The 13,213-nt window shown below is 44.9% G+C and carries 10 protein-coding genes; 2 read left to right on the forward strand and 8 right to left on the reverse strand.

The features are described 5' to 3' along the window. Positions 1-206 precede the first annotated feature (206 nt). The gene (locus tag CXF83_RS01465) at positions 207-533 is read left to right on the forward strand and encodes a hypothetical protein (protein WP_101089371.1); all 327 of its coding nucleotides are present in this window, start codon (positions 207-209) and stop codon (positions 531-533) included. On the opposite strand, the gene glpK is transcribed toward CXF83_RS01465, so the two are convergent. The 7 genes from glpK to leuA form a co-directional block, all read right to left on the reverse strand. After that, positions 530-2,011: a glycerol kinase GlpK gene (glpK, locus tag CXF83_RS01470; protein ID WP_101089370.1), complete on the reverse strand. Its 1,482-nt coding sequence runs from the start codon at positions 2,009-2,011 to the stop codon at positions 530-532. The genes CXF83_RS01465 and glpK overlap by 4 nt on opposite strands. An 11-nt stretch (positions 2,012-2,022) precedes the next feature. Further along, positions 2,023-2,166 (reverse strand): hypothetical protein, encoded by a 144-nt coding sequence (locus CXF83_RS22430; protein ID WP_157822875.1) that lies wholly within the window; start codon positions 2,164-2,166, stop codon positions 2,023-2,025. A gap of 278 nt (positions 2,167-2,444) precedes the next feature. Beyond that, a complete protein-coding gene (locus tag CXF83_RS01475; RefSeq protein WP_101089369.1) occupies positions 2,445-3,758 on the reverse strand; it encodes an outer membrane protein transport protein in 1,314 nt (437 codons plus the stop codon). A gap of 510 nt (positions 3,759-4,268) precedes the next feature. Beyond that, entirely contained in the window at positions 4,269-4,874 is a 606-nt protein-coding gene (leuD, locus tag CXF83_RS01480) for a 3-isopropylmalate dehydratase small subunit (RefSeq protein ID WP_101089368.1), read from the reverse strand. Between the two features lie 11 nt (positions 4,875-4,885). Beyond that, a complete protein-coding gene (leuC, locus tag CXF83_RS01485; RefSeq protein WP_101089367.1) occupies positions 4,886-6,286 on the reverse strand; it encodes a 3-isopropylmalate dehydratase large subunit in 1,401 nt (466 codons plus the stop codon). A 2-nt stretch (positions 6,287-6,288) separates the two neighbouring features. Next, positions 6,289-7,383, reverse strand: coding sequence for a 3-isopropylmalate dehydrogenase (leuB, locus tag CXF83_RS01490; protein WP_101089366.1), 1,095 nt, complete (start codon positions 7,381-7,383; stop codon positions 6,289-6,291). 71 nt (positions 7,384-7,454) lie between these two features. After that, entirely contained in the window at positions 7,455-9,026 is a 1,572-nt protein-coding gene (leuA, locus tag CXF83_RS01495) for a 2-isopropylmalate synthase (protein ID WP_101089365.1), read from the reverse strand. Positions 9,027-9,543: 517 nt separating this feature from the next. Here leuA and CXF83_RS01500 point away from each other — a divergent pair. Next, positions 9,544-11,292: a histidine kinase gene (locus CXF83_RS01500; RefSeq protein WP_101089364.1), complete on the forward strand. Its 1,749-nt coding sequence runs from the start codon at positions 9,544-9,546 to the stop codon at positions 11,290-11,292. 10 nt (positions 11,293-11,302) lie between these two features. On the opposite strand, the gene recQ is transcribed toward CXF83_RS01500, so the two are convergent. Then, positions 11,303-13,126: a DNA helicase RecQ gene (recQ, locus tag CXF83_RS01505; RefSeq protein ID WP_101089363.1), complete on the reverse strand. Its 1,824-nt coding sequence runs from the start codon at positions 13,124-13,126 to the stop codon at positions 11,303-11,305. Positions 13,127-13,213 lie beyond the last annotated feature (87 nt).

The raw sequence follows: 13,213 nt of genomic DNA on the forward strand, positions 1-13,213 counted from the left end.
AATATCTTACAGTCAAACACAGAATCTGGTTGTCACCGTCAGGGATTCGAGCAGATACCAACGATGGTCAATACGATTAAAGCCCCAATAAGGTGGAGTCTTTGACTTAAACCATCACTCATTTCGAAAAACATCACCAACAGGCTAAATTTTAATCAGTAGCGGTCGATATATAAGGTATCAATAACTTACAAAGAGGGAGCAGTATGATCAGTTTAGACAGTGTTTACGCCATGCTTGCACGACCACCACTGCGTGAGATTAAACAGAAAAATGGTGTAAAGCCAGTAGATAATAGTGCCGCGATTGCAGCGGATAGTCATGAACAACCACAATCACAACTACCGCCAAATTTGGAAAGACGTCAGTCTCGAGAGGAAAGACGTAAAAACCCACCCGGTCTTTATCAGCTAGAACCAACGTTAGAAAGACGTAAAAACTATGTCGAAGATAGGCGTGATGACGAAGAACGACACTCTCCAGCTGATAAAGAAGATGACTCGCCCTTTCCTCATATCGACATCAATATCTAACGTGTTCTAGCCACCGCTTCTTTCCAGCCATCATACAGAGTGGCTCTAGCAGCATCATTCAGCTGCGGTTTAAAACGTCGCTCTATGCCCGATTTATGCTTAAGCTCTGCTGTAGAACTCCAAAAGCCGACCGCTAATCCCGCTAAGAATGCAGCCCCCATCGCCGTGGTTTCAGTTAACTCTGGACGCAACACTTCTACATTAGTGATATCGGCTTGAAACTGCATTAAAAAGTCGTTGGCAACCGCCCCCCCGTCCACTTTTATCTGCTTAAGCTGCACACCACTGTCTTTACTCATCGCATCAAGCAGATCTCGACTTTGGTAGGCAATGGCTTCAAGTGCTGCACGAATAATATGATTACGATTTGCACCACGTGTCAGCCCAACTAATGCACCTCGAGCGTCAGGATCCCAATACGGTGCACCTAATCCAACAAATGCCGGCACCAGATATACGCCATTGGTGTCATCTACTTTTGAAGCAAAGTACTCCGTATCTTGTGCATCTCGAATAAGACCTAACTCATCACGCAGCCATTGAATGGTCGCGCCCCCCATAAATACCGACCCTTCGAGCGCATAATTGACTTCGCCTTTAGCCCCGACCGCAATGGTTGTTAGTAAACCATGCTTTGACTTCACCGCTTCTGTGCCCGTGTTCATTAATAAAAAGCAGCCAGTACCATAGGTATTTTTTGCCATGCCTTCATCAATGCATAGTTGACCAAACAACGCTGATTGCTGGTCGCCAGCGATCCCTGCAATCGCAATGCTGCCGCCCTCGCCCACAATACGGGTGTGACCATAGATCGCTGACGACGGTTTGACTTCTGGAAGAATGGATCGTGGGATATTAAGTGCATTAAGCAGCTTTTCATCCCACTCTTGGCGATGAATATTGAACAATAACGTACGCGAGGCATTGGTTGGATCAGTGACATGCACTTTACCTTCGGTAAGCTTCCAGACTAACCAAGTATCTATGGTGCCAAATAAAAGCTCGCCTCTTTCAGCCCGCGCTCTTACGCCATCAACATTGTCTAGGATCCATTTTATTTTAGTACCTGAAAAATAAGGATCTAACAGCAAGCCCGTGGTATCTCTAACGTAATCTTCAAGCCCCTGTGCTTTCAATTCATCGCATATCGCTTTGCTTCTTCGGCATTGCCATACAATAGCGTTATAGACTGGTTTACCCGTTATTTTGTCCCAAATAACCGTGGTCTCACGCTGATTAGTGATGCCAATCGCTGCGACGTCCTCACTATGAATATCGGCTCTTGCCAATGCTTCTATTAGCGTTGAGCTTTGAGATGCCCATATCTCCATCGCATCATGCTCAACCCAACCCGGCTTGGGATAAATTTGCCCAAACTCTCGCTGAGAGCTCGCCACCATATTCGCGTTATGATCAAAAACGATGGTTCTAGAACTGGTAGTGCCTTGATCAAGCGCTATGACATATTTCTTTGACACAAAAAACTTCCTTATTGACGTGTATCTTGTAGCAGGCCGATTTCCGGTTGCACAATATGACTATTATCCGCCGACGTTTCACCCTTATAGCTCCAGGTGACCTTCATAACCGTGCTGACATCATTAGCAGAGCCAACCACTTGAGCCGGAGTCACTTTAGCATCGGTAAGTACTACAAATAATCTGCCATTGCCGCACCCAGTTCATTTTTTGATGAGGTCTACGTCAGCATTTCTGTACCAGAGAGACCAATGGCCCTTAGCATGAACCTTTAGACCAAGCACAAAGATAACTATTAGTCTTTTTTACCATGAAACTCATCTAATAATCCAACCCCAATAGAAAGTAAAAAGCCTCGCAATTGCGAGGCTTATAACGTTACAGAACAACACTCGCGTGTTGTAAGTGCCATGCTACTTACAATATTATGAGCTTAGAAGCGGTAACTTGTTTGAATACCGACTAACAAAATATTGCCGCTGGTCGTTCCACTAAAAGTACCACCAAAGTGTGCAGAAGAATCATCTGATGGGATACCAGGACGAGGTTCAACCACTGGAGATTCATCAGCAAAGATGTAAGTCAGGCCAAAGTCCATATCAAAGTTTTCACTAATGCGGTAACCCATACCCGCACTCAACCAGAGACGATCCATTTCTGGAATGGTTAGAGTACGGTTTGCATCAGATACTGCTGACTTGTCATATGCAACACCCGCTCTCATGCTAAGAGTGTCGTTTAACTGATAAGTGGTACCCAGTGCAAAACGGTAGTTGTCTTCCCAGTTTTCTTGCTTCACTAGTTGAGTCGGCTCAGATAGCGATGGAATAATGGCTTCAAGCTTGTCGAATGAACTCCAATCAGTCCAGTTGATGCTGGCATGGATCGCTAGCTTCTCACTGAGTTGATGGAATGAAGCAATTTCAGCAGTTGCTGGCAATGACAGCTCCATAGAGCCCGCCATTTTCATGTTAGGATCCATAGGATTAAAGGCTAAACCGCCAGCTTCTCCTTCAAGGTTTTGATCCACAGCAGATCGATAGTTCAGTCCGATACGGTTATCGGCATTGATCTGCCAAGCACCACCAAGCTGCCAGCCCCAAGCAGTATCATCACCTTCCATGTATTTGAGCGTTGTTCCCTTCGGTACTGGCAAATTGCCCATAGGAGTAGGAAGAACGGTGTCAACTGAACTTTTCGCACCAATGCTGCCTTCGCCAATAACAAAGCGCACACCAGCACCAATACTAAATTGATCATTAATGCGGTAAGCCACATTCGGGTTAATTTCGATTGTGGTTACTGATGCTTCATTACCAAATTGAGTACCGCGAAAATCATCATCAAGCTCAGTCGCCATACCAAAGTTGCTGCCTAGCGCAAGACCAACAAACCACTGTTGGTTTATCTGATGAGATACATAGAAGTTTGGAATAACAGCATCGTCAGCGATATCTTTTGCAGAAGTAGGGTTAGTGCCATCGGTATAGGTCACTTCGCCGTTGATATCGATATTCGGCATAACCAAAATGGCGCCCGCCGTCATTTGAGTACCCGTTAAATAAGTCAACATCGCCGGATTACGAAACTGTGCAGCTGCGTTATCAGCCATTGCCGCTTCACCAGCAAACGCACGCCCAAGGCCCGTAGCTGAGTATTCAGCTAGCTGGAATCCAGCAGCTTGAACCTGTGTCACATTCCCCAAAAGTACCGTGCTAACGGCAAGTGTTAATAAACGCTTATTCATTTTTATTCTCTAATTATGTAATTACAACAAGTAGAGTAATCACTCCACTTTAAAGTGGAGCGGATTTTACAAGCACAGAATATCTTTACAAGCGTTTTAATAAAAACAGCATAAAACACCACCAAAAAGCATTAAGTGCAGTGATAACCCATTACAGATCACAGTTTAAAATTTAAAACAGGATACAAACGCGCAGAAAACGTCGCTAAAGCAGACAAGTCAAAAAATAAAATCACATAAAAAGGCAATAATTACAAATGAATACTAACAACACAAAGAAAAACAAACGTACACTCAAAAAAACAAACTCTAGTAGCATAAATCACTACCTAAAAAGCAATGGATGCAAAAAGTCTTAAGCCAAAACTAAATAAACCCATAATTACAATGCGTTAACTGGTTGGTGGTAACATTTAAAACAAAAGCCATTTAGGTTTAAACCTAAATGGCTTTCTTAAAACGATACGCTGGTACAGATGTACGCTTAATAATCACATCTTCAGGCTTTAGTTAAACTCTCCATGCCGGTAAATTTGCTTCGTACGTTGCAATCGCATCAGATTGAGCTAACGTCAATCCAATCGCATCGAGACCATTTAGCAAGTTGTGTCTGGCAGACTCCGCTATTTGGAAGCTAAACACCGCGCCAGACGGCGACGTCACAGTTAATGCTTGCAGATCAACATGGACCTCGGCGCCTGGTTGCGCTTCAATCTCTGTGATCAATTGAGCAACTTCTGTTTCTGTTAACTGAACGGGCAATAAACCATTGTTGATTGAGTTGCCATAAAAGATATCGGCAAAGCTCGGGGCAATAATGGCTTTTAAACCAAAGTCAGCCAGTGCCCATGGGGCGTGTTCTCGACTAGAACCACAGCCAAAGTTCTCTTGCGAGACTAAGACAGAGGCCCCTTTATAACGGGGTTTATTTAAACTAAAATCAGGATTAGGCTCATTGCCGGCATCATCAAGATAACGCCAGTCATGGAACAGGTGAATGCCAAAACCATCGCGGGTCACCTTAGACAAAAACTGCTTCGGAATAATCTGGTCGGTATCAATGTTTGCGCTATCAATGATAACCGCAAGCCCTGTGTGTGCAATAAATGGTTGCATAACTTAACTCTCTAGTAAGGTTTACGGATATCAACAAAATGACCTGCAATAGCTGCAGCAGCGGCCATAGCGGGACTCACCAAGTGAGTGCGGCTACCTCGCCCTTGTCGACCTTCAAAGTTACGGTTACTCGTCGATGCGCAGCGATCGCCCGCTTCTAACTTATCGTCATTCATCGCTAAGCACATAGAGCACCCCGGTAGACGCCACTCAAAGCCAGCATCCAAAAATATCTTATCTAAGCCTTCCGCTTCTGCTTGCTCTTTCACAAGGCCAGAACCTGGCACCACTATCGCAGTCACGCCTTGGGCAACTTGACGCCCTTTAGCATGTACCGCAGCAGCGCGAAGGTCCTCAATACGAGAGTTAGTACATGAACCGATAAACACCTTATTAATGTCTACATCTGTCATTAAGGTGCCTGCGCTCAAATCAACATATTTAAGGGCTTTCTCGATACTTGAACGAACCGTTGAATTGATGGCATCAATTGGATTAGGCACCAATTGGTCAATCGCCACCACTTGTCCAGGGTTGGTTCCCCAAGTTAACTGTGGAGCAATATCGCCCGCTTCAAGCGTCACCGTCGCATCAAATACTGCATCATCGTCTGTTTTCAATTGCGCCCAAGCCGCAACGGCTTGCTCCCAATTGTCGCCTTTTGGTGCGAATTCACGACCCTTAATGTACGCAGCGGTGGTTGCGTCAGGGGCTATCATGCCCGCTTTGGCGCCCATCTCGATGGCCATGTTACACACGGTCATGCGGCCTTCCATGCTAAGCGCTTCAATGGCTTCGCCACAAAACTCAACCACGTAGCCCGTACCGCCGTCCATGCCAATCTTACCAATAACTGCCAATACGATATCTTTTGCGGTAATGCCATCAGCAACGTGGCCACGCACTTCAATCTTCATCGTCTTGGCTTTTAGCTGACGTAACGTCTGCGTTGCCATCACATGTTCAACTTCCGAGGTACCGATACCAAATGCTAACGCCCCAAAAGCGCCGTGAGTTGCAGTATGTGAATCGCCACATACAATCACAGTGCCCGGTAAGGTAATACCCAGTTCAGGGCCCATTACATGCACAATACCTTGGTTCTTATGATGAATATCATAAAGACGCACACCAAACTCTTTACAGTTGCGCTCCAAGGTTTGCACTTGAGTGCGCGCCATAATACTTAAGGCATCCAAGCTAGCACTGGTCGTTGAGGTGTTATGGTCCATGGTGGCAAAAGTTTTTTCTGGGGCGCGCATTTTGCGACCCGCCACTTGCAAACCACTAAATGCTTGAGGCGAGGTCACTTCATGGACGAGATGTCTATCGACATAGATAATCGGTGCTTCACCTTTTGTCGCCACCACAATATGGTCATCCCATACCTTTTCATATAACGTCTTAGCCATTGTTAAACACCTTCTCTTACAAGCTGAGCAATATAATCGCCCATTTGGCGGGTTGATTTTGCATTGTGACGCTCCTCAGCTGGCAGTAATTCACCGGTTAAATAACCGTCACCTAATGCTTTACCTACCGCTAACTCTATCGCCGTTGCGGCTGCTTCTTGCTTTAAGCTATGGCGCAATAACAAAGCTGCAGACAAAATCTGCGCCACTGGATTGGCAATACCTTGACCCGCAATATCTGGCGCACTGCCGCCAGCGGGCTCATACAAACCGAAACCTGAACTGTTCATACTGATAGACGATAGTAAGCCCATAGATCCGGTTAGCATGGCTATCTCGTCAGAGATGATATCGCCAAATAAGTTAGAACAGAGCATCACATCAAACTCATTGGGGCGACGTAATAGTTGCATGGTCGCATTATCAATATAGATATGTTCAAGCTCAACATCTGGATAATCTTTCGCTACCGTTTCAACAACTTCACGCCATAACACTGAACATGCCAGCACATTCGCTTTATCAACGGAGGTGACTTTTTTACGACGACCTTGAGCGGTCTCAAAAGCAATTTTAGCAATACGGGTGATCTCTTTACGGCTATAACGCATGGTATCAAACGCTTCTTCGTTTTCACCTTCGCCCTGACGGCCTTTAGGCTTACCAAAATAGATACCACTGGTGAGTTCTCGCACGCAAAGTATATCAAATCCACGTGATGAAATATCACTGCGCAGCGGTGACATATGCTCAAGCCCAGCATGTAATTTAGCCGGACGCATATTACAGAACAGCTCAAAGTGACCACGCAACGGCAATAATGCTCCACGCTCTGGTTGATCATTTGGCGCTAAGTGTTCCCACTTAGGACCGCCTACTGAACCAAAAAGAATAGCGTCAGCGGCTTCACAGCCTTTAAGAGTCGCCTCCGGTAACGGGCAACCTTGATTATCAATCGCGGCGCCGCCAACATCGTAGTCAGTATATTCAATAGAAAGAGCAAAGCGTTCCTCAATAGCCGTAAGTACTTTACGGGCTTCTGCCATGACTTCAGGACCAATCCCATCTCCAGCTAACACTGCTATTTGATAACTCATACGACAACTATCTCCTTTAAATTTTTCTTATATTCAAATCGGGTACATCAAACTATTGCTATGTTTAAAGCCTAAACACAGCCGAGTTCTTGCTTATTCTGTTTAATCTTCTGCTTACAATCAGCGACTTTATCGGCTCGCCAAGTAAGGTTCATCACATGAACTAATGCTTTAGCCGAGGCTTCAACAACGTCTGTGGCAAGTCCGACACCGTGGAAGTTCTGCTGACGATAACTGGCGGTAATATCGACCTGACCCAGTGCATTCTGCCCTTCGCCTTTCGCGCCAAGCTGGTAGCTAGTGATGTCTATCTCACAGCCACTTGCACGAGCAACCGCTTTATAAGCTGCATCGACAGGGCCATTACCAATAGCCGCTTCGGTAATCGTTTGACCATTGACTTCAATTTTAACGGTGGCTGTAGCGCTGCCTTCGGTAGAATCTGAATGCACCACTAACTGCTGTAGCTTAAAATGATCATCATCTTCCGCTTGTGCTTCCATAAAGGCTAACGCTTCAAGATCGTAATCAAACACCTGGCCTTTTTTGTCCGCCAACACTAAGAAATCGTTATATAGCACGTCCATGTCGTAATCTTGCTCGCTATAACCGAGTTCACTCATACGATGCTTAATAACATGTCTTCCAGAGCGTGACGTCATGTTCAGATTGCTACGGTTTAAGCCGATACTTTCTGGTGTCATAATCTCGTAGGTATTTTTCGCTTTTAACATACCATCTTGATGAATACCGGAAGAGTGTGTGAAGGCGTTAGCACCCACAATGGCTTTGTTTGCCTGCACTGGCATATTACAAAGCTGGCTCACCAAACTCGAAGTACGATGGATCTCTTTGGCATTAATGCCTGTCTCTAGACCCAAAGTGCCTTTACGGGTCGACAAAATCATCGCGATCTCTTCTAACGAACAGTTACCGGCACGCTCACCAATACCGTTGACGGTACACTCAATTTGGCGGGCACCGTGCTGCACTGCAGTTATAGAGTTAGCCACCGACAAACCAAGGTCGTCATGACAATGAACCGAGATAACGGCTTGGTCGATATTAGGTACTCGGTTAAACAAGGTTTGAATAATGCCACCGAATTCACTCGGTACGGTGTAACCGACAGTATCAGGAATGTTTATGGTGCGAGCACCAGCCTTAATGGCCTCTTCAACCATTCTGCAAAGGTTATCAATAGGGGTTCGACCAGCATCTTCACATGAGAATTCAACATCATCGGTAAAGCGGCGCGCATACTTAACAGCAGCCACTGCCATTTCCAATACTTGATCAAAAGAACGCTTAAGCTTACTTTCAACGTGAATGGTTGAGGTTGATATAAAGGTATGGATACGGAACTGATCAGCAACCGATAAGGCTTGTGCGGCTGCATCGATATCTTTTTCTAATGCCCTTGCTAGTGCACAAACACGGCTATTCTTTACCGTTCTAGCAATCGTCTGCACCGACTTAAAATCACCCGGTGATGACACCGGAAAACCAACTTCCATGATATCAACGCCAAGACGTTCTAAGGCCAACGCAATTTGAAGCTTTTCTTTAACCGTTAAACTAGCAGCTAATGCTTGCTCGCCATCACGTAGTGTCGTGTCAAATATAATCACGCGGTTAGACATCTATTATCTCCATTGAACTTCAAACGTTCAGTTATGCTTTCAGGCAATTTAAATACAAAAAACCCCGCGTATTATGCGCGGGGTTTATAAATGCTGGCTTTCTCAAGCGTGTAGCACTATATCCGCCGCGCAGTGACTGCGAGAATGAGAATGAGGAGTCGGAATAGTGTGCTTGTGTGTTTCATCAATGATTATTCATCTTTATTAAATAAATATTCCAGCATGAGTTGCTGACAGAGTTAATTTTTAACGCGACCAGCCATCTGTGTCAAGTCTAAATTGCTCAACTTCAGCATTTAACAAGCCTAACATTGCTTACGCAAATGACAATAGCGACACTTAAAGTCAACAACAAACACTATCTCGAGATATTATTGCTAAGCAGCACCGAAAATAGAGTGATGTCGCAATATTCTCAACTGTTCAGCTTTTTTATGCATATTTTTAGATAAAATGGTTATAATAGCTCCGTTCTGCTAATGGAAAGCGGATTGAAGAGTTACCACTGGAGCTAAAAATGGATTTTAGGATCATCGTTCTTTGTCTGGCATGCTGGGTTTCGCCAGTATATGCGGGCACGTTAGAACAACTTGATCAATTAAATACCCTTGTATTTCAATATCCAAGTCAAGCATTGTCAGAGATTAATACGCTCGAAAGTCACTTTGAGGGGGTAGTAAGATCAGACTCTATATTAATGCGCTTAAGTGCGCTTAAATGTGAATCCTATATTCAACTTGGCGAAAATGCGGCAGCAGTCAATCTCGCACGTTTAAGCGAAGCTAGGGCAAAACAATTAGGACTTGAACAAGCTCGGCCCTACTTTTTAAACTGTATGGCGCAAGCTTATGCAAACTTCGGTGACTATCAACAAGCATTACCGCTGTTATACTCCTCTATTTCATTGTCACGTCAGCTAAAACAGCCTCAAGCGTTGATAGGTGGCCTCTGGCTAAGAAGCCTGCTTAATGCCAATGTTAATCACAACAACGCGGCCATTGAAGATCTACGATTAGCCCTCGATATCTATCCAGACATTACTCAACAAAAACAAAAATGGACTTGGCCGCCTAAAGGCTACCTATACACATCAATGGCCAAACAGTTGGCGGAGATAGGCGAACAAAAAGAGGCAGAGAAAAACTTGAAAAAAGCCTTGAATGAAGAGACAACACAAGGAAAAGTTTTACTTTTTATTGCGCTCGATATGGCAAGATTCGCCCAGCAAAATCAACAACCAAACCTGCGTAATAAGTATACTCAGATAGCAAGAGTCAAGCTCGCCGAGTTAAGCACACCGTTGGAGCTTGCGATTGCTTACAAAACAATTGCACTTATTGATTTTGACAGCGGGAAATACAGTAGCGCAGAACAATTATTAAACCTCAGTTTAAGTACATTTCGTAAGGAAGCTGATGCTATTAACACCATTAGTGTTTTATGGCTAAATGCCCAAGTTAATCTAAAGCGGGATAATGAAGCTGCGGGTTTGACACTAATGGAACAAGCAATATCATTGGCGAAGGACAATGCTCGTTACTCAGATTTAAAGAATTGCTATGCCACTTTGGCGACTTACTTTGCAGAGCAGGGAAAGTTCTCACTCGCGTATCAATATCAGCTTAAACAATTAGAGGCTCTCGAAAATGAAACGCTATCGATTAAGAATATTTGGTTATCTCAGCTAAAGGCAGATTTAAGCCGTAAAGAGCAGATAACCCCGCCAACACACTCCCTTATCACGGCAACAACATCCAATGGGATAATGCTCAGTTCTTTTTTCCCTATCGCGTTAGTGATCGTCAGTTTGGTTATATTCATCACTTGGTACCAAAGAAAACTACCGCAACAAAAACAAACTGAACACCTCGTAGTCAATCTTGACACCAAGATGGATAAGAAGAAATCTCTTGAAGATCTGCTCAATATCAATAAACAGGCTGGCTACCCTTTGTCCTTATTAGTCTTTAATCCCAAGCATATTATTGCTGCTGATGTGCCGATTGTTATAGAACAACTACAAACAAAGTTGCGGGAACAAGATGTGTTATTACAGCAATCTGATCAGCAGATCATCATCATGCTGCCGCATACATCAGAGCAGGGTGCGATGAATGTGATTAAGCAGCTATCGAGTACCATTTCAGTGTGGCAAGAAGAGAGCAAAGTCAATATTGGCCTAGCATCTATGCAACAGTTTGATGATCTGCATTCAATGATAAAGCGAGCCAATATTAACCAACTGAGAAAGCTAAAAACGAACTAAACCAAGCTCATTATCCTTCGGCTAAGTAGTTTTCAATCTCATCTAAAAACTCACCACCAAAACGTTCTAATTTTCGCTCACCAACACCATTAACCGCCAGTAACTCAGCGGGACTGGTGGGTAAAATAGAGGCCATCTCAGCTAAAGTGGCATCGTTAAACACCAAATATGGCGGTACATCTAGCTCCTCGGCCATGGTGCGTCTCAATAACTTAAGCCTGGCAAAGAGTTTACGATCATAATTGATTGGCGCTTTAGGATTATGGCCACGGCGCTTAGTGGTTTGAATGACGATTCTTGGCTCAGCCAGTAATAACTCAACTTCGCCTTTTAATACCGTTCGTGCTGAAGGGTTAAGGGTAACCGAAGAGCCACGAGTGATATCTTGGTTAGCAAGCCCTAGATGGATAAGCTGACGAATGACACTTAACCAATGTTCATGGCTTTTCTCTTTACCTATTCCCCAGGTCGAAAGTTTGTTGTGCCCCCGCTCCATCACAGTGGCCGCTTTAGAACCTCTCAGCACTTCAATCAGGTGGTTCACACCAAAACGTTGCCCGAGTCGATAAATGCACGACAGCACTTTTTGGGCATCTTGAATGCCATTGTATTTTTTCGGTGGGTCCAAACAAATATCACAGTTACCGCATGGCTCTAACGCGCTTTCATCAAAATAGTGCAGCAAGACTTGGCGACGACATGTCTGCGCCTCAGCGAAGGCAGCCATAGTGTTGAGCTTATGAAACTCTACCTGTTGCTGCGGCCCGGGTTCCGATTGATCAATAAGATGCCTAACTCTACCGATGTCGGCAGGGTCAAATAACATCAGCGCTTCGGAGTCCAGACCGTCTCGACCTGCTCGGCCCGTTTCTTGGTAATAAGCTTCAACGCTTTTAGGAATATCGTAGTGCACCACGTAACGCACGTTAGACTTATTGATCCCCATGCCGAAGGCCACGGTTGCCACGACAATATCCAGTTGATCTTTTAGAAAGCGATCTTGCACATTAGCTCGCTCTTCTTGAGTGCGACCAGCATGATACGCTTCAGCCTGATGCCCCTGCAGGCGCAAACGATCAGCCACCTCGTCCACTCGGCGACGACTGCTACAATAAACGATGCCACTGTTACCATTTTGCGCATCAATAAACTGCCGCAACTGATTAGCCGCATTGAGCTTTTCAGCGACGGTATAGCGAATATTAGGTCTATCGAAGCTCGTCAGTAGCGAGAATGGCTTTATCGTCAATCGCTCACAGATATCCACCCGTGTGGCATTATCTGCCGTGGCGGTTAATGCCATGATAGGCACCTGAGGAAATTGCTGCCGTAATCGGCCAAGCGCTGCATATTCAGGTCTAAAATCATGGCCCCATTGCGAAATACAATGCGCTTCGTCAATGGCGAATAAAGAGATATTTAGCTCATGGAGCCGGTCGATAAAGCTTGCTTGCAGTAATCGCTCAGGTGAAACATAAAGTAATTTTAGCTCGCCATAACGCATCTGCTGCAAAATCTTTAGGCTCTCTTCCCTAGGTTGAGACGAGTTAAGATAAGCAGCGGCCACGCCAGTCTGAGTCAGGCTGTCGACTTGATCCTTCATTAACGATATCAGTGGTGACACCACTATCGTTAAACCTGAAAGTTGCAATGCCGGCAGCTGATAACACAGGCTTTTACCACCGCCAGTAGGCATGATCACTAAGCAGTCTTGTCCAGCGCAGATCTGTTCAATGACTTCACGCTGACCGTCTCTAAACGTGCGATATCCAAAGACAGACTGAAGGCTTGCTGATAACTGATCGACCGGTTGTTCGATTGCCACCTTATCCATAGTGAACCTGTGTTAAATATAAGGCCGACCATTCTAATGGAGCGAACTGCCGTTGTCTCTCCCCAAACGGTTTATCGATTGAAATTT

It is taken from the genome of Shewanella sp. Choline-02u-19, assembly GCF_002836205.1.
In the GTDB taxonomy this organism is placed as follows: domain Bacteria; phylum Pseudomonadota; class Gammaproteobacteria; order Enterobacterales; family Shewanellaceae; genus Shewanella.

Bases quoted from the DNA above. Each gene is read 5' to 3' on its own strand.
- CXF83_RS01475 (WP_101089369.1), bottom strand. From the start codon at position 3,758: ATGAATAAGCGTTTATTAACACTTGCCGTTAGCACGGTACTTTTGGGG.
- leuD (WP_101089368.1), bottom strand. From the start codon at position 4,874: ATGCAACCATTTATTGCACACACAGGGCTTGCGGTTATCATTGATAGC.
- leuC (WP_101089367.1), bottom strand. From the start codon at position 6,286: ATGGCTAAGACGTTATATGAAAAGGTATGGGATGACCATATTGTGGTG.
- leuA (WP_101089365.1), bottom strand. From the start codon at position 9,026: ATGTCTAACCGCGTGATTATATTTGACACGACACTACGTGATGGCGAG.
- CXF83_RS01500 (WP_101089364.1), top strand. From the start codon at position 9,544: ATGGATTTTAGGATCATCGTTCTTTGTCTGGCATGCTGGGTTTCGCCA.
- CXF83_RS01465 (WP_101089371.1), top strand. From the start codon at position 207: ATGATCAGTTTAGACAGTGTTTACGCCATGCTTGCACGACCACCACTG.
- recQ (WP_101089363.1), bottom strand. From the start codon at position 13,126: ATGGATAAGGTGGCAATCGAACAACCGGTCGATCAGTTATCAGCAAGC.
- leuB (WP_101089366.1), bottom strand. From the start codon at position 7,383: ATGAGTTATCAAATAGCAGTGTTAGCTGGAGATGGGATTGGTCCTGAA.